Origin of the sequence: Micromonospora sp. NPDC007208 (assembly GCF_042869175.1) — a bacterium.
GTDB lineage: Bacteria > Actinomycetota > Actinomycetes > Mycobacteriales > Micromonosporaceae > Micromonospora > Micromonospora foliorum.
Window position 1 is genome coordinate 255,108 of sequence record NZ_JBIAFG010000005.1, and the last position, 25,871, is coordinate 280,978.

The following is a 25,871-nucleotide window of genomic DNA, read 5'->3' on the forward strand; positions in this document are numbered from 1 at the left end:
GGGTCAGGGGCCCAGGTCGATGACGGAGAAGAGGGCGCCCTGGGGGTCGCGGAGGGCCGCGAAGCGGCCCGCCGGGATGTCGCGGGGCGGGACCAGGATCGTTCCGCCCAGCTCGGAGGCGCGGGCCGCGGCGGCGTCCGCGTCGGTCACGGCGAAGTACACCGTCCAGTACGCGGGCAGGTCGGCCGGGAAGTCGTCGGCCAGCGGCGGCATCATCCCGGCGACGATCTGCGTCCCGAGCCGCCACCCGGTGTACGTCATCGCGCCCACCGCCTGGTCGTCGGGCTGCCAACCGAACACCAGCTCGTAGAAGACCTTCGCGCCCTCGGGGTCCGGGGTGACCAGCTCGTTCCAGCTCATCGCGCCCGGCACGTTGAACACCTCGGCACCGGCCATGGCCAGTGGCTGCCAGACGCTGAAGGTGGCGCCGGCCGGGTCGGCGAAGACCGCCATCCAGCCCCGGTCGAAGACCTCGAACGGTGGTACGACGACCTGCCCGCCGGCCCGTTCGACCCGGCCGGCGACCAGTTCGGCGTCGTCGGTGGCGAGGTACGTCGACCAGATCGGCACCTGGTCCGGGATCGCGGGCGGGCCGGCGCCGGCCACCGGCTTACCGTCGAGCAGGAAGACCGTGTAGCCGCCCGCCTCGGGTTCCGGGGTGACCTGGCCGGTCCAACCGAACAGCTCCGGGTAGAAGCGCCGCGCGTCGGTCAGGTCCGGGGTGGCCAGGTCGGCCCAGCAGGGCGTACCCGGCGGGACGGTGCTCACGTCAAGACCCCTCTCGGCCCGGGCGGCCACGGCGGCCCCCTGCCGGAATCCTGGCACCGTCCCGCCGCGGCCCGGGGCGGAAACGGACGAATCGTCAGCTGAACCGGCGACCCTCGTCCCGCCGGTACGCCCAGCCGGCGAGCGCGGCGAGCAGCACCACCCAGACGCCGAGCATGATCAGTGCCAGCGGCTCGACGGCGTAGTCGCCCACCGCCGCCCAGATCAGTTCGGCAGCGCCCCGGGTGGGCAGGTACGGCGCGATCGTCTCGATGAACCCGGGCGCGTCGCCCGGCGCGGAGAGCAGGCCGCCGCCGAAGGCCAGCGGCAGGAAGACCACCTGGGCCACCACGATCGCCGCCTTGCTCGGCAGCGAGTAGCCGATGGCGAGCCCCAACAGCGTGAACGGCACCGAGATGACGGCCACCGTGCCGAGAGCCAGCAGGAACGCCGCCGGGGTGAGCTGGGCCGCGGTCAGCGTCGCGCCGATCACCACGACCGGGATCAGCGAGAGGTAGGTCAGCGCCAGGCCGGCCAGCACCCGTCCGGCGAACCGCGGCGCCGGCCCGGCCGGCAGGGTCCGGGTGTACGGATTCCAGGGCTGGTCGCGATCCTCGGCGACACCGACGCCGTACTGGAAGATGTTGGCGCTCATCACCGAGAAGGTGACCATCGAGGCGGTGGCGTAGGTGGCACCGACCGCATCGTCACCGGCGAACGGCACCACGAAGAAGATCATGGCGGCGGCCGGGAAGAAGGCGCTGCCGAAGACGGCCACCGGAATCCGGATGATCTCCAGGAGTTGGTAGCGGGCGTGGACCAGGGCGAGCTGCACGGTCGCCTCCTCAGACGGTGGTGGGTCGGCCGCCGGCAGCGGCGGTGGGTCGGCCGGTGCCGTCGGGCGCGTCCCCGCTGGCCGTTTCGCCGCCGGACGCTTCTCCGCTGGTGATGGCGAGGAACGCCTCCTCCAGGGACGTCGGCCGTACCTCCAGGTCGGTGAACGGGGTCTGGGTCGTGACCAGCGCTCGGACCAGCTCGTCGGCGTCGGTGGTGAGCAGGTGCAGCCGACCGTCGACCCGTTCGGTGCGAACCACCCCGGGCAGGTCGGGCAGGTGGTCGGCGACGAGGCTGACCCGGCGTACACCCACGATGCCGCGCACCGCGTCCACGGTGTCGTCGGCGAGCACCCGGCCCTGCCCGATGACCACCACCCGGTGGGCGAGCTCCTCCACCTCCTCCAGGTAGTGACTGCTCAACAGCACGGTGCCACCGTCGTCGTGGAACGCCCGGATCGCGTCCCACAGGGTGTGCCGGGCGGCCACGTCCAGGCCCGTGGTCGGTTCGTCGAGCAGCACCAAGCGGGGCCGGCCGACGAACGCCAACGCCACCGCCAACCGGCGGCGCTGCCCGCCGGAGAGCCCACCGGTCTGCCGTCGGGCGAGGTCGGCGAGACCGAAGCGGTCGAGCAACTCCGCCCGGGGCACCGGGTCGGGGTAGTGCGCGGAGACGAAGTCGACGACCTCCCCGACGCGCAGCGTGCCGGGGAGACCGGTCTCCTGCGGAGTGACCCCGATCTGCCGCCGGCTCGCCGGGTCGCGGGGGTCGCCGCCGTTCAGCTCCACCCGCCCGGAGCTGGGACGGCGCAGGCCCACCAGCAGGTTCATCAGCGTGCTCTTACCGGCGCCGTTCGGCCCGAGCAGGCCGACCAGCTCACCGGCCCGGACTTCCAGGTCGACGCGGTCGAGGGCGAGGACGTCACCGTACCGGCGGCTGGCCTGGTCGGCGCGGGCGAGGATCATGGCTGCTCCTTCGACGGGGTGGGGTCGAGCAGGGCGTCCTCAAGCTTGCGCAGGTGCACCGAGAGGTTGCCGGCGGTCAACGCGAGCAGCTCCTGCAGGCGGGGGAACGCGATCCGGTCGCCGTCGCTCCCGCCGCGGGCGAGCGCACCGGCCGACTTTACGGCAGAAAGTCGAGATGGGTGACCCCGTCGTCACCGGCGGGACCGCCGATCGCGGCGAGCAGTGCCTATGGTGGTCAGTCGTGGCGACCGATCCGCCGCACAGGCCACAGGGGAGGGTCCGTGTTCGGCGACCACAGGGGGCGCTGGTGACCGTCGACGGACGTCAGGCACGGTACGTCGAGGGGATCACCCGACTGCTGCCGGTCGGGGAGCAGGTGCGCGCGGTGGCCCGGGTGCGAGCGGGTGGAGGGCTGACCCCGGCGCCGCCCTCGCAGCCGTCGGCCCCGCCCGCCACGGGTGGGCCGAGCTTCCTGGGTGTCCTGCTCAACGTGCTGTCACCGAACATCACCTTCGGCCGGGCGGACGACGCCGTCGACTGGCTCGTCTTCGGCGTCGGAGGCCGAGGCCAACCGGATTCCCAGGCGTCCGTGCTGCACCACGCCCTGACCGTGGCGGCGAAGGGCACCGGCCTTCGGGACCTCGTGCTCGCGGTCACCGACGAGCGGCTGCTGCTCGGCGCGACGGCACCCGTCGGGCTGCTCTCCAGTTCGGCGGCGGACCAACGGGCGCAGGCCGACATCGAACTGCTCGGGTCCGTCAAGCGCACGGCCGTCGCCGCCCGGTTCGGCAGGTACCGGTTGAACTGGAAGCGGCTGCGACTCGACTTCGCCGACGGGTCGTGGCTGTCCTTCCACGTGCCGCTGGCCGACCCCGGCCGCCCGCTGCGGGAGATCGCGGCGGCCCTGTCAGCCGGCTGACCCGTCGACGAGCGGGGCGGGTAGCGGCGCGACGTGCAGCACCGCCAACCGGGACACCGCCCGCGTGAGCACCACGTACAGCCGGTGCAGCCCACGTGGCTCGGCCGCGACGATCGCGGCCGGCTCGACCACCACCACATGGTCGTACTCAAGGCCCTTGACCAGCGTCGCCGGCACCACGGTGACCCGCTCCGCGGCCGCCACGTCGTCGGCGGTCACGGTCTCGACACCGGCCTCGGCCAGCGCCGCGCGCAGGCCGTCTACCGCGTCGTCCGCGGCGATCACACCGACCGAGCCGTCGTGCGCGAGCGCCGCGCGCACCTCGGCCACCGTCGCCGAGGTCAGGTCGGTCACCGTACGCACGTCCAGGCCGCCGTCGTGCCGGAGCGACTCGGCCGGCGGTACGTCCACCGCGAGGGCCGGCAGCAGCAGGTTCGCGAACGCGACAACCGCGGCGGGCACCCGGAAACCGATCGTCAACGGCACCACCACCGCGTCCGGCTTGCCCAGGTGGGCAAGGGACTCCCTCCAGTCCGTCGCCGCCCACGGCGCGGTGCCCTGGGCGAGGTCACCCAGGAGCGTGACCGAGCCGTGCTCGCTGCGCCGGGCGATGGCCCGACACTGCATCGGGGAGAGGTCCTGCGCCTCGTCCACCACCACGTGCCCGAACCCGGAGAGCCGTTCCAACAGCCCGGTCGCCTCGTCGATCAGCACCGCGTCGGCGGCGGTCCAGCGGGTCGCCTTCGGGGTACGGGCCGGCTTCGCCCACACCAGCTGCGCCTGCTCGGTGTCGCTGAGCAGCCCGTCCGCCGCCGCGGCGAGCCGGGCCGGATCGGAGAACAGGCCGTGCACCAGCCCTTCCGGGGTGAGCGCCGGCCAGACCGCGTCCAGGAAGTCGAGCACCGGCCGGCAGCGGCTCATCCGACGTAGCCAGGCATCACTTGGCGACTCCGCACGCCGCGCCTCGGCCTGCCGTTGCAGCAGGCTCACCACCCGCGCCTGGACGCGTTCCCGACCCGTGCCGTACGGCAGGCCCTCCCGGCGGGTCTCCTCGACGATCCGGTGCAACGGCTCCAGCCCGATCCGCCACCGGAACGAACCGTCCGACACGGTGATCGACTCGGTCGGGGTGCCGATCTGCGCCTGCACCGCGCGCCGCAGCACGCTCGCCATCCGTACGTCGTGTTTGAGCGCGGCCACCGCCGGCGCCTCGACCGCCCGAACCGGCACTCGGGAGATCAACTCTTCCACCGTGGCCTGCTCGACCTCGACCTCACCAAGCGCCGGCAGCACCGCCGCGATGTACGACAGGAACGCCCGGTTCGGCCCGACGATCAACACACCCGCCCGCCGCAACCGCTCCCGGTGCAGGTAGAGCAGGTACGCGGCCCGGTGCAGACCCACCGCCGTCTTCCCGGTACCCGGCGCGCCCTGCACACAGATCGAGTCGGCGAGGTCAGCCCGGACCAGCTCGTCCTGCTCGGGCTGGATCGTGGCGACGATGTCCCGCATCGGACCGACGCGCGGACGCTCGATCTCGGCGGTGAGGATCCGACTGGTCGTACCAAGCTCTTCGCCCCGATCCAGCCGCTCATCCTCGAAGCTGGTCAGCACACCATTGCTGAACCCGAACCGCCGCCGAACCGCCACCCCCTGCGGATCCCGCACGCTGGCCCGGTAGAACGAGCGCGAGACCGGCGCCCGCCAGTCCAGCACCAACGGCTCGCCACGCTCGTCGGTGACATGCCGCCGCCCCACGTGATACCGCCGCCCGTAATGATCACCGCTGGTATCGGGCGCGGTCGCGTCGTTCGTGGCCCCGCTGGCTGCGGTCCCGCTGTCGGTGGTCCCGTTGTCGGTGGCCGCCAGGTCGGTGGTTCCGGTGGTCGGGGCGTCGGCGAAGTCGAGGCGGCCGAAGAAGAGCGGTGTGGTCGGGTCGTCGGCCAGCTCGGCGACCCGACGGGCCAGGGTGCGCCCGAGCGTCTCGGCCGCGTACGCGTCGCCGGCCACCTGGTCACCGGTGGCGAAGAGGGCCTGGGCCCGCTCCCGCATCCGACCCAGCGCCGCCCGCGAGGTGGTGAGGTGTGCACGTTCGGCGGCCAGGTCCGCGTCGAGGTCGGTGTCGAGCTGGGTGGCGAGGTCCAGTGCGGGCATGCTGACGTCCCATCGTTCACATCTGCTGCGCGCTCGCGTGTCCGGGGGCGGATGGCCGGCCGCCCGGCGCGAAGACGTCCGTTCCGGTGCAGCTCACCTCGGCCGTCAAGCGGCCTGCAACCCTACGCCCCCCAACCCGCCGGATCCAGCGAATTACCGACGCGACCACCCAGCCGAGACGGCGTGTTGCCCGCTCGAGAGTCGGCGAGTGGCGTGTTGAAGGGCGGCGCGGCGCCGAGGTCGGCGGCATCAGCAGCGCAGGTGGTAGAGGTTGCGACGTGGGGTGCGCAGCGGGTCGAGCCAGCTGGGTGGGAGGAAGTCGGGTTTGCCGTCCGCTGCGATACGGACTGTCCAGTCGCCGCGGTGGACGAACCGGTGGTGGTAGCCGCAGAGCAGCACGCATTACTCAGCGCCGTCGTCCCACCGTCGTCCCGCCGTCGGCCCAGTGTCGGACGTGGTGACCGTCGCACCACCTCGGTGGCCGATCACAACCAGGAAAAGCGCAACCGCCGTCCCGTAGGACCAGCGCCCGCCGCAACGGGCCGGTGAAGAGCCGACGCTGACGACCGACGTCCAAGACCTGACTGTTGCCGCCCAGCACAGCCGGCAGCAGGCCTGCGTCGCAGGCCAGGCGGCGGAGCGCCCCTGGGGTGAGGCGTGTACCGGTCTCCAGTGCTCCGGCGCGTACGCCGTTGACAAGGTCGTCCAGCGACACGGTCACCACCACCTGGGGACGGTCGCCGCCGTTGTCGGGCAGCTGACCGGTGCGTAGCGCCAGTCGGCAGATCTCGCCCAACGCGTCGGCGCGGCGCTGACCAGGACTGCGGTCATCGTGCTCACCGGCTGGGGCGCAGAGCGGATCAATCGCCTCGCGTAGCAGGCTCGCGGTCTCGGTGTCGAGGTTGCCGCTGAGGCGTACCTGCCCATTTTGCTGCTCGGAGAACGTGACGTGCCGGCGGGCCTCGGCCCGCTCGGTGGCCCGCTCCAGAGCCTTCAGCTCAGCCTGGTCAGCCAGATCCGGGGCGACGTGCGTGAGGACGCGCTCGCCAAGCCGGCTCAGGCTTGTCGGGTCGAAACGGTCAGCCCAGGTGACCAGCAGTTGGGTGGCCTTGTCCGCCACTTCGGGACCGGCTTCCACCGGGAGGGCGGCGATCGTCTCGGCCACCACCCGACCCTGCTCGACCGTGATGGCACCGCTGAGCAGCGCGTCGCGCACCGCTGGCGGCGCGGCGTCGATGGTGGCGGCGAGCTGCACCAGTTGGCGCGCACTGCGACCGGAGAGCCGGAGCCGCTCCCGCAGCCAGACTGCCGTGGACGAGGCGCCCTGGGCGACCGCCAGCCCGCGACCATCCAACTCGCGCACCAGACTGAGCTGGACGGTGGCCAACCGCTGCGCCAGCACCTGAGTCGCGTCGAGAGAAGCGAGCAACTCGTCATCGGAGAGCCCCCAGAGCGCGGTCTCGGCGCAGTCGTCAACCGCACCGCCCACCTGCTCCAACGCCTCCAACATGAAAACAAAATAGAACTGGCGTACGACAATTTCGGGTTCATGTTGATCAATGAGTGGAACTAATTCTCCGATCATCGGGAGCCGCCCGCGCCGCCAAGTCGGTCGCAGTGCAAACATGTGCCCGCCGTCAACTCCGCAAGCTTGCTGGCGCGGGTTGCGAGCGTGGCCGACGGGAGGTGGTCCGAGCGGGACGCGGGGGTGATGGCAGGTTGGGGTGCCTGCCGGGATCATGGGCGTATGACCGAGGCCCGCCCCGATTCGCGCCGGATGACGATCAGCGACCCGCAGGTGATGCGGGCGATGGCCCATCCGGCCCGAATTGCGATCATGGAGTACCTGAGCAGTCGTGAGAGCGGTGGGACCGCCACCGAGTGTGCCGAGATCGTTGGGCTGTCGCCGAGCGCAACCAGTTATCACCTGCGTGCGCTGGCGAAGTTCGGGCTGGTCGAGCAGGCGCCGAGCCGGGGGGACGCGCGCGAGCGGCTGTGGCGCGTACCGAGTGTGAGCGTGATGGTCGAGGCGGGTCGTGATGCCGGGCCCGAGGCGCGTGCGGCCGAGCAGGCGCTGGTGGAGGCGCATGCGGTCCGGGCCATGGAACGGACCCGGGACTGGTTGCGGCGCGCCGGGGACGAGCCGGCCGAGTGGTACGACAAGGCCCTGTTCAGCGACACGCTGTTGCTGCTCACCGCCGAGGAGTTGGCCGAGGTGAACGAGGCGGTGCTGGCGGTGCTCCGGCCGTACCACCCGCGGCGGCGGCAAGGTGATCCACCACCGGGGGCGCGCACGGTCGCTGTGCAGTATCGGACGGTGCCGCTGGCATAGCCAGGCTTGCATGAATCGGTTGTGAAGGATTATTTTCGAAGTATGTCCTTCACAACTGTCGAGTCGCGCTGGTCGGACGTCTGGCTCGCCGCCGCCGCTCGGGGCACCACGATCTGCGGCGACTTCCTTGCCGCGACCGCGTTGGCGCTGGCCCTGCAGGGTGCTGGTGCCGGCGGGCTGGCCGTGTCGGGGTTGCTGCTGGCCGCCACCCTGCCCCTGGTGGTGCTCGCCCCACTCGCGGGTCGACTCGCCGACCGGACGGACAGCCGTACCCTGCTGGTGACCATCGGGTTCGCGCAGGCCGTGATCTGCGCGCTCCTCGCCGTCGTCGAGCAACCGGTCCTGGTAGTTGGGCTCGTCGCCCTGCTGGCCTGCGGGCTCGCGGTGACGCAACCCTGCCTCGCGGCGTTGCTGCCGGCGATGGTCCGTCCGGCCGACCTGCCACGGGCCAGCGCGATCAGTCAGACCGCTGTCTCGCTCGGCGCGCTCGGCGGCCCGGTGCTGGCCGGCCTGCTGGTGGGGCAGTTCGGCACCCGCGTACCGCTGCTTCTCGACGCCGCGACCTACCTGGCGCTCGTGGTCGCGGGCCTGCTGCTGCGGACCCGACGCGGCGGCCGGCGGCCCGCCGCCAACCCGGCCGCCGCGGGCAGCGAGGCCGCCGCGGGCAGCCGGGCCGTCTTTGGCGGCGGGGCAAACCCCGGGGGTACGGAGAGCGAGTGGCGGCTGCGCCGCGACCCGCTGATGCTCGTCATGGTGGTGAGCACCGCCGTGGTAATCGCGGCGATCGGCGGTATCAACGTGATCGAGGTCTTCTTCATCAGGGAGACGCTTGGGGATTCGGCGACCACGTACGGACTGGTCAGTGCCGCCTGGATGGCCGGCATGCTGCCGGGCGGCTGGCTTGCCGTACGGCTCGCCAGGCGGCTCGACGACGACGGCGCGTTGGTACGTGGAGTGCTGGCCACGCTGGCCGTGTGCAGCCTGATGGTGTTGCTCGCGGCGACGGTGCCGACGGCGGGTGTGTTGGTGCCGCTCTGGTTGGTGGGTGGCGCGGCCAACGGCGGCGAGAACGTCTTCGCCAACCTGCTCACCGCTCGGCGGGTGCCGGAGGCGATGCGCGCCCGGGCGTACGCCAGTTACGGCGCGGCGGTGCAGGGTGGCTCGATGGCGGGCTTCCTGATCGGCGGGGCGTTGCTGGCGGCCGTTCCGCCGCGGCCGCTGATCGCCGGTGCCGGTGTGGTCGGGCTGCTGGTGGTGCTGGTCTTCGTTCCGGTCGTGACCCGGGCGGTACGACGGTCGTCAAATGCGGGCTTGGCCACTCCGGGCCGGCCCGCCGAGCCGGAGCCAGCCGCCGGGGATACGGTCGGGCCATGGCTGAGCGCATCGCACGCCCGCGGGTCGGGCACATCCAGTTCCTGAACTGCCTGCCGATCTACTGGGGTCTGATGCGCTCCGGTGCCCTGCTCGACGTCGACCTGCACAAGGACTCACCGGACCGGTTGAGCGCGGCGCTGGTCGCCGGCGACCTCGACATCGGCCCGATCACGCTGCTGGAGTACCTGAAGCACGCCGACGAACTGCTGCTCCTACCGGACCTCGCGGTCGGCAGCGACGGGCCGGTGCTCTCGGTCAACATGGTCTCCACCCGACCCCTCACCGAACTGGACGGTGCCCGGGTGGCGCTCGGCTCGACCTCGCGGACCGGGGTCATGCTGGCTCAGCTGCTGCTCGCCGAGCAGTACAACGTGCGGCCCGAGTACTTCCGCTGCCCGCCGGATCTGACCCAGATGCTGCTGGAGGCCGACGCCGCCGTGCTGATCGGGGACGTGGCGCTGCGGGCGTACTACGAGGCACCGCGGAAGGGCCTCACGGTCACCGACCTCGGGCAGGCGTGGCGGGAGTGGACCGGCCTGCCGATGGTCTTCGCCGTCTGGGCGGTCCGCCGTGACTTCGCCGCCGCCCACCCGGGTCTGGTCAAGGAGGTGCACGAGGCTTTCCTGCGCTCGCGGGACCTCTGCCTGGCGGAGCTGGACCAGGTCGCCGAGGCGGCGGCCCGTTGGGAGACGTTCGACGCGGAGACGCTTGCCACGTACTTCCGGACCCTCGACTTTTCCCTTGGCGACCGGCAGGTCGCCGGGCTGCGCGAGTGGGCCCGGCGGGCCGCCGCCATCGGCGAGGCCCCGGCGCTGCCGGACGGCGGCCCGGAGTTCTTCGCCGGCTGACCGCCACCCGCCGGGCCCGTCAGAACGCCGGGCCCGGCGCAAATCAGGCCCGCAGGCCAGAGCGGCCGGCGTCAGCTGAGCGACTCAGGTGCCGGGGCGGAGCAGTGCCTCGGTGATCTTCTCGCAGTTCTTCATGCCGTAGTCGTAGCCCATGTTGATCGGGTACTTGACCATCACGCCCATCGTCCAGGTGTCACCGATGGCCAGGCAGTTGATGTGCATCTCCTGCTCCCTGGTCCGGTCGATCCACCCGTTCTTGATGGCGATCGTCTTCTGCTCGGCGGCCGGGAAGGCCTTGCGGATACCGAAGTCGCCAGCGCCGCGAACCAGTTTCATCTCGTTGAGCAGCCACTTGGTCCACTTCGGCCCGGCGGCGGTGCCGGTGGCGATGCAGTTGCCCAGTCGGGCGGTGTCCCGGGGGGAGAGCGCCGTCCGGCTCCAGCCGCCGTCGGGGGCAACGCTGCTGTCGGTCAGCTTGCACATGGAGATCAGCCGCTTGATCGAGTCGTCCCGGCCGACCAGGTTGTAGAACTGCTCGGCCCGGGTGTTGTCGCTGTCCCGGATGATCCGCGTCGCGTCGGCCAGCTTCGCGTCGCTCGGGGTCTGGCCGGCGTCGGCCGCGCGACGCAGGTAGTCGGCGACGATCCAGGACTTGATCATCGAGGCGGTCGTGCTGGTCTCGCCCATGTTCTTCGAACCGATGATCTTTCCGGTCCGGCGGTCGAGGACGCTCCAGGAGTACCAGCCCTCGATGTCGAGATCGAGGTCCTTGGCCACGAAGGGCAGCGGCTCCAGCGACGGGCTGGGGCTCGGCGACGGCGAGGACGGCTGGCGGGCGCTGCGGTCGGTGCCGGCGCCGGTGGGGCGGTCGCTCGTGCCGGAGCCGGCGTCGCCCCACTTGGCGGCGGCGGACGACTCGAACGGCGACCCGGGCAGCAGCCGCAGCGACACCAGCACCAGCCCGATCAGGATGACCGCGACGGCGATCAGCCGAATCGGGGAGGCCTCGCCGCCGTCGCGCCGGTCGACCCGCCGGTTGCCGGCCATCAGAGCTTCCCGACCGGCTGCTGCGGCACCTTGAGCGCGGCGCCCGGCTGCGGAGTGACCAGTTGGGTGGCCACACTGGCGCAGACCTTCGCGCCGTAGTCCAGACCGGTCTTGATCGGGTAGCGCAGCATCACTGCGAGGCTCCACTTGCTGGTGACGGCGAGGCAGTTGACGTGCCAGTCGCCGTCGCCGTAGATGGGGGTCCAGCCGTTCTTGATGCTGACCGGGCCTTGAGCGGTGATCGACTTCGGCAGACCGTCGATGATCCCCCAGCGACCACCACCGGACGAGGGTCGCTGGTCCTTGGCCGCGGTGGTGCCCCTGACCTTGCTCATCTGGTCCAACACCCACTTGGTCCACTTCGGGCCGGCGGCCTTACCGTCGGCGATGCAGTCGCCGACCCGGGCCGCGTCGCGGGGAGACATCCGGGTGAAGCTCCAGTAGCCGGTGTACGGCTTGACGTTGCCGCGCTTGGTGTCGGTCAGCCCGCAGAGCTTGATCGCCCGCTGGATCACCGGATCGGGGATGCTGCTGGACGAGGCCTTGTAGGAGCCACCAGCAGCGGCGTAGACCTTGTTGGCCGCCCCGTCGTTGCTGTCGATGATGGCGAGTCGAGCCGCCTCCTTCATCGCTGCGGGCGGCTCCTTGTCACCGAGCTGCCGCAGGTAGTCGGAGACGATCCACGCCTTGATCATCGATTCGGTGGAGCTGGTCGCGGTCATGTTCGGCGACCCGGAGATCTTGCCCGTCTTCCGGTCCAGCAGAGCCCACGAGAAGAACTCACCCTTGAAGCTCACCGACACCGGACCGGCCGCCAGGGTGGGCGGCGGCGGTGGGCTGGGCGGGGGCGCGGCGACGCTGGACGTGCCGCCTCCGCCGCCACCGCCGCTGTCGTCGCTGGCGAGTCGGGCGTACGCGGTGGGGACCAGCAGGACGCCGCCGAGCACGACTGCCGTGATGGCGAGCACCAGGGTCACGCGAGATCGCATGAGTGGGTGAACTCCAGGTGTCAGGGCCGGGGGACCGGCTTGTCGTCGGGACGAATCGGGTGCGATCGCCGAGGCCGGGGGACGAGGCCTCTGTGGAGATGTCGATGCGCGGCAGCCGATCGGTTGTCCGGCAGAAGTCTACGTCCGGACCGGCCGACCGCCAGGGTTCGACACTAGGCAACCTGGGATAAAGGCGGGATATGGGGTCGGTATGAGGTTTTTGCAGTGCTTCACGTTCGTTTCGTGGCCTACGTCACGGCGGCGCGGCGGCGTCGAGGTAGCGCAAAGCACTCATCTGCTTACAGATGGGATGCTCGGATTCCTGTTACACCCCCTGGTGCAACGGGGCGCAAGCTGTAACACTTAGCCTCATGTATGGCAACGACTTCTCCGCCCCGAACGGCGCACCGGACGAGGCGCCCGGCGGCCTGCTGGGCGAGGTCGAGGCCGCCGAGGCCGAGCTGCGGGCAGCGGCGGCGCGTGGGCGGCGTGGCGGGCCGGCGCCGGACGAGGACCTGGCGGCCTACTTCGCCGAGGTGGTCGACGCCGAGCAGAAGATCGAGCCGCGCGACTGGATGCCCGACGCCTACCGGCGGACGCTGATCCGGCAGATCGCCCAGCACGCCCACTCCGAGATCATCGGCATGCAGCCGGAGGGCAACTGGATCAGTCGGGCGCCGTCGCTCAAGCGCAAGGCGATCCTGCTGGCCAAGGTGCAGGACGAGGCGGGTCACGGCCTCTACCTCTACGCCGCCGCCGAGACCCTCGGCATCAGCCGCGACGAGCTGGTCCAGCTGCTGCTCGACGGCCGCCAGAAGTACAGCTCGATCTTCAACTACCCCACCCTCAGCTGGGCCGACGTGGGCGCCATCGGGTGGCTGGTGGACGGCGCGGCGATCGTCAACCAGGTGCCGCTCTGCCGCTGCTCCTACGGCCCGTACGCCCGCGCCATGATCCGGGTCTGCAAGGAGGAGTCGTTCCACCAGCGGCAGGGCTACGAGATCCTGCACACCCTGGCGCACGGCACCCCCGAGCAGCAGGCGATGGCCCAGGAGGCGGTGGACCGTTGGTGGTACCCGTCGCTGGCCATGTTCGGCCCGCCGGACGGCGACTCCACGCACTCCGCCCAGTCGATGGCCTGGAAGATCAAGCGCTTCTCCAACGACGATCTGCGGCAACGCTTCGTCGACATGTGCGTCCAGCAGGCCGAGATCCTCGGGCTGCGCATCCCCGACGCGGACCTGCGCTGGAACGACGAGCGGCAGGCGTACGACTACACCCAGCCGGACTACGACGAGCTGATGCAGGTGATCTCCGGCAACGGGCCGTGCAACCGCGAGCGGATGGCCCACCGCCGGGCCGCGCACGCCGACGGCAGTTGGGTACGCGAGGCCGCCGCGGCGTACGCCGCGAAGCGGGCGGGACAGAAGGAGACGGTCGCAGCATGACGCAGAACACCCCGCTCTGGGAGGTCTTCGTGCGGGCCCGGCGCGGGCTGTCGCACACGCACGTCGGCAGCCTGCACGCGCCCGACGCCGAGCTCGCCCTGCGTAACGCCCGCGACCTCTACACCCGCCGCCAGGAGGGCGTGTCGATCTGGGTGGTGCCGGCCGGCGCGATCACCGCGTCCAGCCCGGACGAGAAGGACTCCTTCTTCGACCCGGCCGCCGACAAGGTCTACCGCCACCCCACCTTCTACGAGGTGCCAGACGGGGTGGCCCACCTGTGAACGGGCCCTTCGACTTCACCCTCGCTCTCGCCGACGACGCGTTGATCGCGGCCCAGCGGTTGGCCGAGTGGACCACCCGCGCACCGGAGATGGAAGAGGACATCGCGCTGGCCAACATCGCCCTCGACCAGCTCGGCGCGGCGCGCCTGCTGCTGTCGTACGCGGGCGAGTTGGAGGGCGCCGGGCGCGACGAGGACGCGCTGGCGTACCTGCGCGACGACCGCGAGTTCCGCAACGCGCTCCTGGTCGAGCTGCCCAACGGCGACTTCGCGGTGACGATGGCGAAGCTGTTCTTCCTGGCGGCGTACCAACTGCCGCTGTACACGGCGCTGGCCTCCTGTGCCGACGAGCGGTTGGCCGCGATCGGCGCGAAGGCGCGCAAGGAGTCGGCGTACCACCTGGACCACGGCGCGCTGTGGGTGAAGCGGCTCGGTGACGGCACCGAGGAGTCGCACCGTCGGATGCAGGCGGCCGTCGACCACGTGTTGCCGTACATCCATGAGCTGTTCGCCGCTGACCCGGCGGCGCCGGTCGACCCGGCCACCCTGCGGCCGGCGTTCGACGAGGTGGTCGGCCCGGTGCTGGCCGAGGCGACGCTCATCCAGCCGGACAGCGCCTGGGCCCCGGCCGGCGGGCGGGCCGGCGTGCACACCGAGCACCTGGCCTACCTGCTCGCCGAGATGCAGGTGCTGCACCGCGCCCACCCCGGAGCGCGGTGGTGAGCGCGAGGAGTGCAGCGCAGCGGAGCCCCGCAGTCGCGAACGAAGAGGGCACGGTGAGCGCGAGGAGTGCAGCGCAGCGGAGCCCCGCAGTCGCGAACGAAGACGGCACGGTGAGCGCGAGGAGCGCTGTCGCGTCGGTGGTGGACCCGGAGATCCGGGTCATCACCATCGACGAGCTGGGCATCCTGCGCGCGGTCGAGGAGGATCCGGCCAGCGGCCGGGTCACCGTCACCATCACCCCGACCTACACCGGCTGCCCGGCCATGGACGTGATCCGGGCCGACATCCGCCGCGCGCTCGCGGCCGCCGGCCACCCGGACTCCGAGGTCCGGACCGTCTACAGCCCACCGTGGAGCACCGACTGGATCTCCGAGGGTGGGCGGGCCAAGCTCGCCGCCGCCGGGATCGCCCCGCCGGCCCCGGTGCGCCCCGCCGGCGTCGTGTCGCTGACGCTCGCGGTGCGCTGCCCGCAGTGCGGCTCGCCGGAGACCGAGCAGGTCAGCCGGTTCGGCTCCACCGCGTGCAAGGCGTTGTGGCGGTGCCGTTCCTGCTCCGAACCCTTCGACCACCTGAAGGCGCTGTGACTGTCACCATCACCCGCCCGGTTCGCCGCCGGCCGGTCTTCCACAGGTTGTCCGTCGCCGCCGTCGACCGGCTCACCGACGACTCCGTGGCGGTGACCTTCGCCGTACCCGAGGAACTGCGCGATACCTTCGCGTTCCGTGCGGGCCAGCACCTCACCGTGCGGCGGGCCGCGGAGGACGGCGCGGACGTGCGCCGGTCGTACTCGATCTGCTCCACCCCCGACGACCTGGCCCGGCACGGCCGGTTGCGGATCGGGGTGCGGGAGATCCCCGGCGGCGCCTTCTCGGCGTTCGCCTGCGGGGCGCTGCGCGGTGGCGACACCGTCGAGGTGCTGCCGCCGCTGGGCACCTTCACCACGGCGTTCGCGCCGGACCGCGCGCGGCACTACGGCGCGGTCGTCGCCGGCTCCGGCATCACCCCGGTGCTCGCGCTGGTCGCGACCGCCCTGGCCGTCGAGCCGGCCAGCACCTTCACCCTGGTGTACGGCAACCGCACGGCGAACACGGTGATGTTCGCCGAGGAGTTGGCCGACCTGAAGGACCGTTACCCCACCCGGCTGCACCTGGTGCACGTCCTCTCCCGGGAACAGGGCGAGTCGCCGCTGCTCTCCGGTCGGATCGACGCCGAGCGGCTGAGCCGGCTGCTGGGCACCATCGTGCCGGGCGACCTGATCGAGGAGTGGTTCCTCTGCGGCCCGTACGGCATGGTGGTCGACGTCCGGGACGTGCTGACCGCACGCGGGCTGCCCGAGTCGGCGGTGCACACCGAGCTGTTCCACGTCGACACGCCACCGGAGCCGGTCCGCCGTCCCGTCGACCAGGTGGGCGCCGGGGCCGAGGTGACAATCGTGCTGGACGGCCGGTCGTCGAGCTTCACCATGGGCCGCGAGGAACGGGTGCTGGACGCTGCGCTGAAGGTGCGGGGCGAGCTGCCGTACGCCTGCAAGGGTGGCGTCTGCTCGACCTGCAAGGCGAAGGTCGTCGACGGGGCGGTCACGATGGCCCGCAACTACGCGCTGGAGCCCGACGAGCTTGCCGCCGGCTACGTGCTGACGTGCCAGTCCAGCCCCACCACCGACAAGCTCACCATCGACTACGACGCGTGACGACGCCGAACGACAGGGAGTTCGTCGAGCGGTTCGCCGAGGTCACCGGGGGACGACGGCCGTGCCGGCGCGGGTGGGGCCGGAACTCGCGGCCGAGCTGCGGAACACCTACGGCATCCACGTCGAGGTACGCGAGAGCTGAGTAGACCCGGCAGGTGCCCGGACGGTGCGCGGCCCTAATTTCGTTGAGGCCGTGCCTGGTAGGGGCGCCGATCTTGCAGTTTCGGTCGCCGAGATGCGCGCAATGCCCCCTATGTCGCGACAGTAAGTGCAAGATCGCGGAAGGGTCCAGCTCGACCTCGTCGAGATCCTGGTTCCAGCCGGATCAAGGGTGTGCGGAGCGAATCACAGCCATGAACACCCCGCCCGGAAGGGGCGCGTCGTCGGCGTAGGCTCGGGGCGTGACGGTGAGCCGGGAGATCGACGACATCCTGCAGCGCGGCGCGGACGGCGGGCGGATCACGCCCGAGGAGGCGCTGCTGCTCTACACCGAGGCGCCCTTCCACGCGTTGGGCGAGGCGGCGGACGCGGTGCGTCGGCGACGCTACCCGGACAACATCGTCACGTACCTGATCGACCGCAACATCAACTACACGAACGTCTGCGTGACGGCGTGCAAGTTCTGCGCGTTCTACCGCGCGCCCAAGCACAAGGAAGGGTGGACCCACCCGACCGAGGAGATCCTGCGCCGCTGCGGCGAGGCGGTCGAGCTGGGCGCCACCCAGGTGATGCTCCAGGGCGGGCACCACCCGGACTACGGCGTGGAGTACTACGAGGAGCTGTTCTCCTCGGTCAAGCAGGCGTACCCGCAGCTGGTCATCCACTCGATCGGCCCCAGCGAGATCCTGCACATGGCCAAGGTCTCCGGGGTGAGCCTGGACGAGGCCATCGCCCGGATCAAGACCGCCGGCCTGGACTCGATCGCCGGCGCCGGCGCGGAGATGCTGCCCGAGCGGCCCCGCAAGGCCATCGCGCCCCTCAAGGAGTCGGGCGAGCGCTGGCTGGAGGTCATGGAGCTGGCCCACCGGCAGGGCATCGAGTCGACCGCCACCATGATGATGGGCACCGGCGAGACGCACGCCGAGCGGATCGAGCACCTGCGCATGATCCGGGACGTGCAGGACCGCACCCGCGGGTTCCGGTCCTTCATCCCGTGGACGTACCAGCCGGAGAACAACCACCTGAAGGGCCGCACTCAGGCGACCACCCTGGAGTACCTGCGGCTGGTCGCGGTGGCCCGGCTCTTCTTCGAGACCGTGCCGCACCTGCAGGCGTCCTGGCTGACCACCGGCAAGGACGTCGGGCAGCTCGCCCTGCACATGGGCGTGGACGACCTGGGCTCGATCATGCTGGAGGAGAACGTCATCTCCTCCGCCGGTGCGCGGCACCGCTCCAACCTGCACGAGCTGATCGGCATGATCCGCTCGGCGGACCGGATCCCCGCGCAGCGCGACACCCTCTACAACCGGCTCGCCGTGCACCACACGCCGGCCGACGACCCGACCGACGAGCGGGTGGTCTCGCACTTCTCCTCGATCGCGCTGCCCGGCGGTGGTGCGGGGAAGTCTTTGCCACTGGTGGACGTCAGCTGACCCGGCCGTTCGGCTGATCGACGCTCATGCTCCCGCCGGATCACCCCGGCGGTACGGGTGGTCCCCGCCGCCGCAGCGTCAGGCTGTCCGGTGCGGGGCTGGTGGAGATGATCGTCGGCGGCTAGCGTCCCGGCTCATATCCGTCACCGTCGACAGACGGGGCTGTCCTCCATCGGCCCGCTGCGGGTCGTTCATATAACGCACGGCAGTACGGGCGGGATGGGTGACCATCCCGCCCGTACTGTCTGCCCAGCTCGGACCGGACGGCTGAAAACGGGCCCGCCTGCTGGCGTGGAAGATCGGCCTCCGATAGCGTCCGCTCGTTCCGCAACCATTCTTTCTTCCCTACCCCCGGGGGACTGATGACAGCGTTCCACCGCTCGACGCTGGTGCGCGCCAGTGTCGTGGCGCTGCTCGCGGCCGGCGGCATCGCCGCCGTGGCCGCCCCAGTGCTGGCGGCCGAGCAGGCCGACCTGGCCCTGGTGCCGCTCAGCTACAACCTGGCCAAGGGTGTCACGGAGGCCAAGAGCAAGCCGTTCAAGTTCACGGTCGACAACACCCGGAGCGAGGAGGACGCCGAGGGTGTCAGCTACACCGTGGACACCAGCAGGCTGAAGACGAACAAGGTCCGGGTCGTGGTGCCCGACGGCTGCCGGGTGAACGGCAAGAAGTTCACCTGTCCCCTCGGCGACCTGGCCGCCGGAACCAGCGAGGACTTCGGCATTCCGATCTTCTCCACCGGTGGTAGGGGCGCCGCCGGCACGCTGGTGGTCACCATCCGCTCGGCCACCGAGGACCCCAACAAGGAAGACAACAAGGTCGAGCACGACATCACCGTCACCGAGCCCGGGTACGACCTGACCAGCTGGGTGCAGGACGTCAACGCGAACGTCGTGGTGAACGGCGTCAACGGCGACGACCCCGACCTCCGTCCGGTGCGGCCGGGCGAGACGGTGCCGGTCGACTGGGCGGTCTACAACGACGGCAGCCGCAAGGCCACCGGTCTCGCCTACGTGCTCACCCTCCCGGCGGGCGTCACCTTCGACACCCTGCCGGACACCTGCACCTTGCAGACCTTCGGTGTCGCCCAGGCGCTCTGTCAGGACGACGGCGCGGTGATCCGGCCCGGTGACTACTACACGGCGGACATCAAGGTGACCGTCGGCAAGGACGTCACCGAGCCGGTGCTGCGGGTCGGCGAGCTGGTGGCGCACGGTCTGGACGCGGCAGCCGGCAAGCCCGAGGAGCAGCCGCAGCGGGCCAGCACCGCTCAGCGGAAGACCTTCACCGAGGTCGACGAGGGTGACAACCAGGCGATCTTCGACGTCTTCGTCGACCAGGCCGTGGACCCGACCCCGACCCCGACGCCGACGGTTACTCCGACGCAGACCCCGACTCCGACGCCGACGGCCACTCCGACCGAGTCGCCCACTCCGACGCCGACGGTCACCCCGACCGGAACGCCGACCCCGACGCCGACGGCCACTCCGACGGAGACGCCGACGCCGACGCCGACGGTCACCCCGACCGAGTCGCCGACGCCGACGCCGACGGTCACCCCGACCGTGACGCCGACGCCGACGGCTACTCCGACGGAGACGCCGACGCCGACTCCGACGGTCACCCCGACGGAGAGGCCGACCCCGACGCCGACCCCGACGGCTACTCCGACGAAGACGCCGACGGTCACGCCGACGCCGACCGCGACGGCCACTCCCACCGAGACGCCGACCGCGACGGCCACCCCCACTGCGACGGCCACTCCGACGGCGGTCCCGAGCGGTACGACGACGCCGGGCACGACCGTCTCGCCGGGTGGCGGCTCCGGCGGTGGCGGCTCGGGCGGCGGTGGCCTGCCGGTGACCGGTGTGCAGGTCGGCCTGATCGGCGGCATCGGTGTGATCATCCTGCTCGTGGGCGGAGCGCTGCTGGTGCTCACCCGTCGCCGCAAGGTGGTCCTGGTCTCGCCGGCCGACGAGAAGTCGACCGACTGACACCGACGCCCTGACCAACGGCGCGCTGGAGAGGCGCGACCGCGACGGGCGTGAAGGCGACGCGCGTTCTGACCGAGGCGTCACGGACGTGGGCACGACGGAAGGGCGGGGTGGGCGACCACCCCGCCCTTTCGCGTACGAAGGCGTGCCGCGCCACCCAGCGAGCGTCGGTTGGCGGGCGGCTGGCAGAGTGGAGGGGTGAGCCGTACCCCGCAGGGCCAGCGCGCCAGTCTGGACAAGCAGCCGCACGAGGTCGCCGCGATGTTCGACGGCGTGGCAGAGCGTTACGACCTGACCAACACGGTGATCTCGTTGGGCCAGGACCGTTCCTGGCGCCGGGCCACCCGTGCGGCGCTCGGGCTGCGGCCGGGCGAGCGGGTGCTGGACGTGGGCGCGGGCACCGGCGTCTCGACGCGTGAGCTGGCCCAGTCCGGGGCGTACGCGGTCGGGGCCGACCTGTCGCTGGGCATGCTGTACACCGGCAAGCGGGCCCGGCCCGAGGTGCCGTTGCTGGCCGGAGACGCGTTGCGGCTGCCGTTCGCCGACGCCAGCTTCGACGCGGTGACCATCTCCTTCGCGCTGCGCAACGTCAACGACACCGACGCGGCGCTGCGTGAGCTGGCCCGGGTGACCCGGCCGGGCGGCCGGCTGGTGGTATGCGAGTTCAGCACCCCGGTCAACCCGGTCTTCCGGACGGTCTACCTGTCGTACCTGATGCGGTCGTTGCCGGCGGTGGCCCGCACGGTGTCGAGCAACCCCGAGGCGTACGTCTATCTCGCCGAGTCGGTCCGGGCCTGGCCGGCGCAGTCCGCGCTGGCCGGCCGGGTGGCCGCGGCCGGGTGGGGGCGCGTGGCGTGGCGCAACCTGACCGGTGGCGTGGTGGCCCTGCACCGGGGGATCCGCAAGTAGCGGGCGGACCCGCACCAACCGGCACGGATATTATTCAGGTTTCGTTAATATCGGTCTTTAGTCCACTTTGCCCCGTACGCTCGATCGCATGACCGGAGCAGAGCCGGCGGACCCGGTGGCCGCCACCGACGACGACGCCGCCGAACTCATCGCCCAGTTGCGCGAGTTGGCCGGGGCCGACCCGGTGGAGGTCCGGCAGGTGGTCGCCGAGGTGTTGGCGGCACTGGACCGGGCGGCGGGCGGGGCGCTCCGCGAGCATCTACCGGAGGCGATCCGGGTCGACGCGGGCCTGGACGCCTCCCGCCCGGCCTGACACCTGAGCGCTGTGGACGGTGGTGGGCTGTCACATCGGCGAGTTAGGTACCCCTGATCCTGCGCTGGTATGACGCCGGTCATACACTCGTCCCGTCTGGCTTGTGAAGCATTTCACGAGCGTGCGGGAGGAGGCGCGAATGACCGCGGTGGAACACGACGCCGACGTCATTGTCGTGGGCGCCGGTCCCGGTGGATCAGCGACTGCGTACCACCTGGCCCGGCACGGCGTACGGGTGCTGTTGTTGGAGAAGACCGAGTTCCCCCGGGAGAAGGTCTGCGGCGACGGGTTGACCCCGCGCGCGGTGCGCCAGCTCATCCGGATGGGTGTGGACACCTCGCCCGAGGCGGGCTGGCTGCACAACCGCGGCCTGCGGGTCATCGGCGGCGGGGTACGCCTCGAACTGGACTGGCCGGAGCTGGCCAGCTTCCCCAACTACGGTCTGGTGCGCACGCGCCTGGACTTCGACGACCTGCTCGCCCAGCGGGCGGTGGCCGCCGGCGCGAAGCTGCGGACCAGCGTCAACGTGCTGGGCCCGGTGCTCGACGACGATGGCCGCGTCACCGGCGTCGAGGCGGAGGTCGGGCCGGGCAAGGAGCCCACCACCTTCCGCGCACCGCTGGTCGTCGCGGCGGACGGCGTCTCCGGCCGGTTCCCGCTCGCGCTCGGGCTGGCCAAGCGGGAGGACCGGCCGATCGGTGTGGCCGTCCGCCGCTACTACCGCTCGCCGGCCAAGCACGAGGACAACTACCTGGAGTCCTGGCTCGAGCTGCGCAGCAAGGACAGCGGCGACAACCTGCTGCCCGGGTACGGCTGGATCTTCGGCCTCGGTGACGGGCGGGTCAACGTCGGCCTCGGCGTGCTCAACTCGTCCTCGGCATTCGGCAAGACCAACTACCGCCGGCTGCTCACCGACTGGCTCGCGAACACCCCGGAAGACTGGGGGATGACCGACGAGACCAACGCCGACGGCCCGATCCTCGGTGCCGCGCTGCCGATGGGCTTCAACCGGGTGCCCCACTACACCCGGGGCGTGCTGCTGGTCGGCGACTCGGGCGGCATGGTCAACCCGTTCAACGGTGAGGGCATCGCGTACGCGATGGAGTCCGGCGAACTGGCCGCGGAGGCCATGGTCCAGGCCCTCGCCCGGCCGGCCGGCCCGGAACGGGAGCGCGCGCTGATGGCGTACCCGAACGAGCTGAAGGCCCGGCTCGGGGGCTACTACCGGTTGGGCGGCATCTTCGTGAAACTGATCGGCCGCCCCGAGATCATGCGGATCGCCACCAAACACGGCATGCCACACCCGACGCTGATGCGTTTCGTACTCAAGCTGTTGGCCAACCTGACCGACCGGCGTGGCGGGGACGCGATGGATCGGGTCATCAACGCGATGACGAAGGCCGCCCCAGCCGTATAGGTAGGACGGCATCGGCGCTGGTCACGGCCCCGATGCTGACAAAGATCGACCCCCGCCGACTGCCACTGCGAGGGACGTGAATAGTGTGATTTTCGTCAAGCACCGAGGGCAGGGAAGGACGAGCAGGAGAAAACGATGTCGCTCTCGCCTTACGCACCGATCATCGGGCTGTTCGCCCTCGCCGCGGCGTTCTCGCTGTTTTCCGTTGGCGCCGCCCGCTTCGCCGGTCCCCGTCGCTACAACAAGGCCAAACTCGAGGCTTACGAGTGCGGCATCGAGCCCAGCCCGCAGCCGGTCGGCGGCGGGCGGTTCCCGATCAAGTTCTACCTGACGGCGATGCTCTTCATCGTCTTCGACATCGAGATCATCTTCCTCTACCCCTGGGCGGTCTCGTTCGACGCTCTGCCGATCTTCGGCTTCGTGGAGATGGTCCTGTTCATCGTCGCGGTCTTCGTTGCGTACGCCTACGTGTGGCGGCGCGGCGGCCTGGACTGGGACTGAGGAAGGAACGTCAGATGGGCATCGAGGAGAAGCTTCCCGCCGGCGTCCTGCTCACCTCGGTGGAGAAGCTGGTCAACTGGTCTCGGAAGTCGTCCGTGTGGGGCGCCACCTTCGGCCTGGCCTGCTGCGCCATCGAGATGATGGCCGCCGGTGGTCCGCACTACGACATGGGCCGCTGGGGCATGGAGGTCTTCCGGGCGTCGCCCCGGCAGGCCGACCTGATGATCGTGGCCGGCCGGGTGAGTCAGAAGATGGCCCCGGTGCTGCGCCAGATCTACGACCAGATGGCCGAGCCGCGCTGGGTGCTCTCGATGGGCGTCTGCGCCAGCAGCGGCGGCATGTTCAACAACTACGCGATCGTGCAGGGCGTCGACCACGTGGTGCCGGTCGACATGTACCTCCCCGGCTGCCCGCCCCGGCCGGAGATGCTCATCGACGCGATCCTCAAGCTCCGCGAGAAGATCATGTACGAGCCGCTGGGCCCCAACGGTCGCAAGATGCTCGCGGCCCGCCAGGAGCGCGGCGACGTTCCGGTCGTGCCCTACGGCTCGATGCCCTCCTCGTACCGCAGCGACAAGGCCCGGCGCGCCGAGTGGACCCGGGCGGTCCGCGAGGGCCGCGAGGAGCAGCTGCGCATCGAGAACTGGATGAACGCTCAGAACCACCTCCACCCGCAGGTAGGCCCGAAATGACGTCACCCACGGACAAGCCAAACGACGGCGGGGTGCCGGTGCCGGTCACGCCGGTCGGCGCCAGCAGCACCGCCCCCGCCGAGTACCCGCCGGCCAGCCCGGCCGGTCGCGGGATGTTCGGCAACCAGGGCACCGGCGACGTGTCCGGCTACGGCGGCCTGGTCCGCCAGCGCCAGCCCATCGAGGAGGCGTCCCGGCCGTACGGGGGCTACTTCGACGAGGTCCGCGACGCGCTGGAGGAGGCGTACCCGGCCTTCAACGACGCGATCGAGAAGGTCGTGGTCGACAGGGGTGAGCTGACCCTGCACGTACGCCCGGAGCGGATCGCCGAGGTCTGCCAGGTGATGCGGGACGACCTGGCGCTGCGGTTCGAGCTGTGCTCCTCGGTGTCCGGTGCGGACTACCTGGGCGCCGACGAGCGCCGGCTGCACGTGGTCTACCTGCTCACCTCGATGACGTACCGGCGGCGGGTCCGGCTGGAGGCCGCGGTCTCCGTCGAGGCCCCGCACCTGCCCAGCGTGACCGCCGTCTACCCGACGGCGGACTGGCAGGAACGCGAGGCGTACGACATGTTCGGCATCGTCTTCGACGGCCATCCCAACCTGACCCGGATCCTCATGCCGGACGACTGGGAGGGCCACCCGCAGCGCAAGGACTACCCGCTCGGCGGCGTCCCCGTCGAGTACAAGGGTGCGGAGATCCAGCCGCCGAACGAGCGGAGGTCGTACCAGTGACGACGTCGAACTACGCCAGCGAGCGCGAGACCGACGAGGGTCGGGTCTTCACCGTCACCGGTGGGGACTGGGACACGATCGTCGCGGGCACCGACCCGATCAACGACGAGCGGATCGTGGTCAACATGGGTCCGCAGCACCCGTCCACGCACGGGGTGCTGCGGCTGATCCTGGAGCTGGAGGGCGAGACGGTCCGCGAGGCCCGCTCGGTCGTCGGCTACCTGCACACCGGCATCGAGAAGAACCTCGAATACCGCAACTGGGTCCAGGGTTCGACGTTCGTGACCCGGATGGACTACCTCGCCCCGATCTTCAACGAGACGGCGTACGCCCTCGCGGTCGAGAAGCTGCTCGGCATCACCGACGACATCACCGAGCGGGCCACCACGATCCGCGTGCTGATGATGGAGCTCAACCGGATCTCGTCGCACCTGGTCTGGCTGGCCACCACCGGCATGGAGCTGGGCGCGATCTCGATCATGCTGTACGGCTTCCGCGAGCGGGAGTACATCCTCGACATCTTCGAGACCATCACCGGCCTGCGGATGAACCACGCGTACGTGCGGCCGGGCGGTGTGGCGCAGGACGTGCCGGACGACGCGATCGTCAAGATCCGCGAGTTCCTCAAGATGATGCCGAAGAAGCTCAAGGAGTACGAGGACCTCCTCTCCGGCCAGCCGATCTGGACCGAGCGGACGAAGAACGTCGCGGTGCTGGACGTCACCGGCTGCGTGGCGCTCGGCATCACCGGCCCGGTGCTGCGGTCCGCCGGCCTCGCCTGGGACCTGCGCAAGACCATGCCGTACTGCGGCTACGAGAACTACGAGTTCGACGTGCCGACCCACCCCGACGGTGACGTGTGGGGCCGCTACCAGGTCCGGCTCGCCGAGATCCGGGAGTCGATGAAGCTGGTCGAGCAGGCACTGGACCGGCTCCGCCCGGGCCCGGTGATGGTCGCCGACCGCAAGATCGCCTGGCCGGCGCAGCTGGCCATCGGCGTGGACGGCATGGGCAACTCGCTCGAACACGTCGCGAAGATCATGGGTCAGTCGATGGAGTCGCTGATCCACCACTTCAAGCTGGTGACCGAGGGCTTCCGGGTCCCGCCCGGCCAGGTGTACGTCGCCATCGAGGCGCCCCGCGGCGAGCTGGGCGTCCACGCGGTCTCCGACGGTGGCACCCGGCCCTACCGGGTGCACTACCGGGAGCCGAGCTTCGTCAACCTGCAGGCCCTCCCGGCGATGGCCGAGGGCGGTCTGATCGCCGACGTGATCGCCGGCGGCGCCTCGTTGGACCCGGTCATGGGGGGTTGTGACCGGTGAGCGCGAGGAGTGAGCCTGCGAGCCCCGCA

The 25,871-nt window shown here is 70.9% G+C and carries 25 protein-coding genes and 1 pseudogene; 18 read left to right on the forward strand and 8 right to left on the reverse strand.

What is annotated here, in order from left to right; translation table 11 throughout:
• Positions 1-3 precede the first annotated feature (3 nt).
• From ACFYL6_RS13015 to ACFYL6_RS13025, 3 genes are all read right to left on the reverse strand, one after another.
• Positions 4-768: a VOC family protein gene (locus ACFYL6_RS13015; protein WP_238660791.1), complete on the reverse strand. Its 765-nt coding sequence runs from the start codon at positions 766-768 to the stop codon at positions 4-6.
• Between the two features lie 94 nt (positions 769-862).
• Complete coding sequence (locus ACFYL6_RS13020) at positions 863-1,600, reverse strand: ABC transporter permease (RefSeq protein WP_387170774.1); 738 nt, start codon at positions 1,598-1,600, stop codon at positions 863-865.
• A 10-nt stretch (positions 1,601-1,610) separates the two neighbouring features.
• Positions 1,611-2,564 (reverse strand): ABC transporter ATP-binding protein, encoded by a 954-nt coding sequence (locus ACFYL6_RS13025; protein ID WP_387170776.1) that lies wholly within the window; start codon positions 2,562-2,564, stop codon positions 1,611-1,613.
• Positions 2,565-2,871: 307 nt separating this feature from the next.
• Between ACFYL6_RS13025 and ACFYL6_RS13030 the strand changes: the two genes are divergently transcribed.
• Entirely contained in the window at positions 2,872-3,483 is a 612-nt protein-coding gene (locus tag ACFYL6_RS13030) for a hypothetical protein (RefSeq protein ID WP_387170778.1), read from the forward strand.
• On the opposite strand, the gene ACFYL6_RS13035 is transcribed toward ACFYL6_RS13030, so the two are convergent.
• From ACFYL6_RS13035 to ACFYL6_RS13045, 3 genes are all read right to left on the reverse strand, one after another.
• On the reverse strand, positions 3,472-5,637 hold the full coding sequence (locus tag ACFYL6_RS13035; RefSeq protein ID WP_387170780.1) for a HelD family protein: 2,166 nt from the start codon (positions 5,635-5,637) through the stop codon (positions 3,472-3,474). The genes ACFYL6_RS13030 and ACFYL6_RS13035 overlap by 12 nt on opposite strands.
• Before the next feature lie 249 nt (positions 5,638-5,886).
• Positions 5,887-6,036 carry a hypothetical protein gene (locus tag ACFYL6_RS13040; protein WP_387170782.1) on the reverse strand — a complete coding sequence of 50 codons (150 nt, stop codon included), beginning with the start codon at positions 6,034-6,036 and terminating at the stop codon, positions 5,887-5,889.
• A gap of 7 nt (positions 6,037-6,043) precedes the next feature.
• A complete protein-coding gene (locus tag ACFYL6_RS13045; protein ID WP_387170783.1) occupies positions 6,044-7,147 on the reverse strand; it encodes a DUF222 domain-containing protein in 1,104 nt (367 codons plus the stop codon).
• A gap of 237 nt (positions 7,148-7,384) precedes the next feature.
• On the opposite strand from ACFYL6_RS13045, the gene ACFYL6_RS13050 reads away from it, so the two are divergent.
• From ACFYL6_RS13050 to ACFYL6_RS13060, 3 genes are read left to right on the forward strand one after another with little or no spacing between them, the layout of a single operon-like run.
• Positions 7,385-7,969 carry an ArsR/SmtB family transcription factor gene (locus ACFYL6_RS13050; RefSeq protein ID WP_387170785.1) on the forward strand — a complete coding sequence of 195 codons (585 nt, stop codon included), beginning with the start codon at positions 7,385-7,387 and terminating at the stop codon, positions 7,967-7,969.
• Between the two features lie 42 nt (positions 7,970-8,011).
• Positions 8,012-9,388 carry an MFS transporter gene (locus ACFYL6_RS13055; protein ID WP_387170787.1) on the forward strand — a complete coding sequence of 459 codons (1,377 nt, stop codon included), beginning with the start codon at positions 8,012-8,014 and terminating at the stop codon, positions 9,386-9,388.
• A complete protein-coding gene (locus tag ACFYL6_RS13060) occupies positions 9,340-10,191 on the forward strand; it encodes a menaquinone biosynthetic enzyme MqnA/MqnD family protein (protein WP_387170789.1) in 852 nt (283 codons plus the stop codon). The genes ACFYL6_RS13055 and ACFYL6_RS13060 overlap by 49 nt, the downstream gene beginning before the upstream one ends.
• An 84-nt stretch (positions 10,192-10,275) precedes the next feature.
• On the opposite strand, the gene ACFYL6_RS13065 is transcribed toward ACFYL6_RS13060, so the two are convergent.
• Together ACFYL6_RS13065 and ACFYL6_RS13070 are read right to left on the reverse strand one after the other, a co-directional pair.
• On the reverse strand, positions 10,276-11,238 hold the full coding sequence (locus ACFYL6_RS13065; RefSeq protein WP_387170791.1) for a hypothetical protein: 963 nt from the start codon (positions 11,236-11,238) through the stop codon (positions 10,276-10,278).
• Entirely contained in the window at positions 11,238-12,227 is a 990-nt protein-coding gene (locus ACFYL6_RS13070) for a hypothetical protein (protein WP_387170793.1), read from the reverse strand. The genes ACFYL6_RS13065 and ACFYL6_RS13070 overlap by 1 nt, the downstream gene beginning before the upstream one ends.
• A 371-nt stretch (positions 12,228-12,598) precedes the next feature.
• Here ACFYL6_RS13070 and paaA point away from each other — a divergent pair, with 371 nt between their 5' ends.
• The 14 genes and pseudogenes from paaA to ACFYL6_RS13140 all read left to right on the forward strand — a co-directional run bounded on the left by paaA (position 12,599) and on the right by ACFYL6_RS13140 (position 25,842).
• Positions 12,599-13,675 (forward strand): 1,2-phenylacetyl-CoA epoxidase subunit PaaA, encoded by a 1,077-nt coding sequence (gene paaA, locus ACFYL6_RS13075; protein WP_387170795.1) that lies wholly within the window; start codon positions 12,599-12,601, stop codon positions 13,673-13,675.
• Positions 13,672-13,956, forward strand: a complete 285-nt coding sequence (paaB, locus tag ACFYL6_RS13080; protein ID WP_387170797.1) for a 1,2-phenylacetyl-CoA epoxidase subunit PaaB — start codon at positions 13,672-13,674, stop codon at positions 13,954-13,956. The genes paaA and paaB overlap by 4 nt, the downstream gene beginning before the upstream one ends.
• Positions 13,953-14,678, forward strand: a complete 726-nt coding sequence (gene paaC, locus ACFYL6_RS13085) for a 1,2-phenylacetyl-CoA epoxidase subunit PaaC (protein ID WP_387170799.1) — start codon at positions 13,953-13,955, stop codon at positions 14,676-14,678. The genes paaB and paaC overlap by 4 nt, the downstream gene beginning before the upstream one ends.
• A 110-nt stretch (positions 14,679-14,788) precedes the next feature.
• Positions 14,789-15,262, forward strand: coding sequence for a 1,2-phenylacetyl-CoA epoxidase subunit PaaD (paaD, locus tag ACFYL6_RS13090; RefSeq protein ID WP_387170801.1), 474 nt, complete (start codon positions 14,789-14,791; stop codon positions 15,260-15,262).
• Positions 15,259-16,368, forward strand: a complete 1,110-nt coding sequence (gene paaE, locus ACFYL6_RS13095; protein ID WP_387170803.1) for a 1,2-phenylacetyl-CoA epoxidase subunit PaaE — start codon at positions 15,259-15,261, stop codon at positions 16,366-16,368. Before paaD ends, paaE begins: the two co-directional genes overlap by 4 nt.
• Positions 16,369-16,769: 401 nt before the next feature.
• Positions 16,770-17,960, forward strand: coding sequence for a cyclic dehypoxanthinyl futalosine synthase (mqnC, locus tag ACFYL6_RS13100; RefSeq protein WP_358086495.1), 1,191 nt, complete (start codon positions 16,770-16,772; stop codon positions 17,958-17,960).
• Between the two features lie 362 nt (positions 17,961-18,322).
• Positions 18,323-19,378: pseudogene (locus tag ACFYL6_RS13105) on the forward strand (cell wall anchor protein); the annotation flags it as partial.
• A 774-nt stretch (positions 19,379-20,152) separates the two neighbouring features.
• Complete coding sequence (locus tag ACFYL6_RS13110; protein ID WP_387170805.1) at positions 20,153-20,863, forward strand: demethylmenaquinone methyltransferase; 711 nt, start codon at positions 20,153-20,155, stop codon at positions 20,861-20,863.
• Positions 20,864-20,951: 88 nt separating this feature from the next.
• On the forward strand, positions 20,952-21,176 hold the full coding sequence (locus ACFYL6_RS13115; RefSeq protein WP_387170807.1) for a hypothetical protein: 225 nt from the start codon (positions 20,952-20,954) through the stop codon (positions 21,174-21,176).
• Between the two features lie 139 nt (positions 21,177-21,315).
• Positions 21,316-22,593 (forward strand): geranylgeranyl reductase family protein, encoded by a 1,278-nt coding sequence (locus tag ACFYL6_RS13120; RefSeq protein ID WP_387170809.1) that lies wholly within the window; start codon positions 21,316-21,318, stop codon positions 22,591-22,593.
• Positions 22,594-22,728: 135 nt separating this feature from the next.
• Complete coding sequence (locus ACFYL6_RS13125) at positions 22,729-23,094, forward strand: NADH-quinone oxidoreductase subunit A (RefSeq protein ID WP_007454588.1); 366 nt, start codon at positions 22,729-22,731, stop codon at positions 23,092-23,094.
• 14 nt (positions 23,095-23,108) lie between these two features.
• Positions 23,109-23,786: an NADH-quinone oxidoreductase subunit B family protein gene (locus tag ACFYL6_RS13130; RefSeq protein WP_088986765.1), complete on the forward strand. Its 678-nt coding sequence runs from the start codon at positions 23,109-23,111 to the stop codon at positions 23,784-23,786.
• On the forward strand, positions 23,783-24,520 hold the full coding sequence (locus tag ACFYL6_RS13135) for an NADH-quinone oxidoreductase subunit C (protein WP_238658399.1): 738 nt from the start codon (positions 23,783-23,785) through the stop codon (positions 24,518-24,520). Before ACFYL6_RS13130 ends, ACFYL6_RS13135 begins: the two co-directional genes overlap by 4 nt.
• On the forward strand, positions 24,517-25,842 hold the full coding sequence (locus ACFYL6_RS13140; protein ID WP_387170811.1) for an NADH-quinone oxidoreductase subunit D: 1,326 nt from the start codon (positions 24,517-24,519) through the stop codon (positions 25,840-25,842). Before ACFYL6_RS13135 ends, ACFYL6_RS13140 begins: the two co-directional genes overlap by 4 nt.
• The last annotated feature ends 29 nt before the right edge of the window (positions 25,843-25,871 follow it).

Coding starts and splice junctions, on each gene's coding strand:
- ACFYL6_RS13135 (WP_238658399.1), top strand. CDS start 23,783: ATGACGTCACCCACGGACAAGCCAAACGACGGCGGGGTGCCGGTGCCG.
- ACFYL6_RS13115 (WP_387170807.1), top strand. CDS start 20,952: ATGACCGGAGCAGAGCCGGCGGACCCGGTGGCCGCCACCGACGACGAC.
- ACFYL6_RS13120 (WP_387170809.1), top strand. CDS start 21,316: ATGACCGCGGTGGAACACGACGCCGACGTCATTGTCGTGGGCGCCGGT.
- ACFYL6_RS13050 (WP_387170785.1), top strand. CDS start 7,385: ATGACCGAGGCCCGCCCCGATTCGCGCCGGATGACGATCAGCGACCCG.
- ACFYL6_RS13130 (WP_088986765.1), top strand. CDS start 23,109: ATGGGCATCGAGGAGAAGCTTCCCGCCGGCGTCCTGCTCACCTCGGTG.
- paaB (WP_387170797.1), top strand. CDS start 13,672: ATGACGCAGAACACCCCGCTCTGGGAGGTCTTCGTGCGGGCCCGGCGC.
- paaA (WP_387170795.1), top strand. CDS start 12,599: ATGTATGGCAACGACTTCTCCGCCCCGAACGGCGCACCGGACGAGGCG.
- ACFYL6_RS13025 (WP_387170776.1), bottom strand. CDS start 2,564: ATGATCCTCGCCCGCGCCGACCAGGCCAGCCGCCGGTACGGTGACGTC.
- ACFYL6_RS13125 (WP_007454588.1), top strand. CDS start 22,729: ATGTCGCTCTCGCCTTACGCACCGATCATCGGGCTGTTCGCCCTCGCC.
- ACFYL6_RS13065 (WP_387170791.1), bottom strand. CDS start 11,238: ATGGCCGGCAACCGGCGGGTCGACCGGCGCGACGGCGGCGAGGCCTCC.
- ACFYL6_RS13045 (WP_387170783.1), bottom strand. CDS start 7,147: ATGTTGGAGGCGTTGGAGCAGGTGGGCGGTGCGGTTGACGACTGCGCC.
- ACFYL6_RS13060 (WP_387170789.1), top strand. CDS start 9,340: ATGGCTGAGCGCATCGCACGCCCGCGGGTCGGGCACATCCAGTTCCTG.
- ACFYL6_RS13055 (WP_387170787.1), top strand. CDS start 8,012: ATGTCCTTCACAACTGTCGAGTCGCGCTGGTCGGACGTCTGGCTCGCC.
- ACFYL6_RS13070 (WP_387170793.1), bottom strand. CDS start 12,227: ATGCGATCTCGCGTGACCCTGGTGCTCGCCATCACGGCAGTCGTGCTC.
- ACFYL6_RS13035 (WP_387170780.1), bottom strand. CDS start 5,637: ATGCCCGCACTGGACCTCGCCACCCAGCTCGACACCGACCTCGACGCG.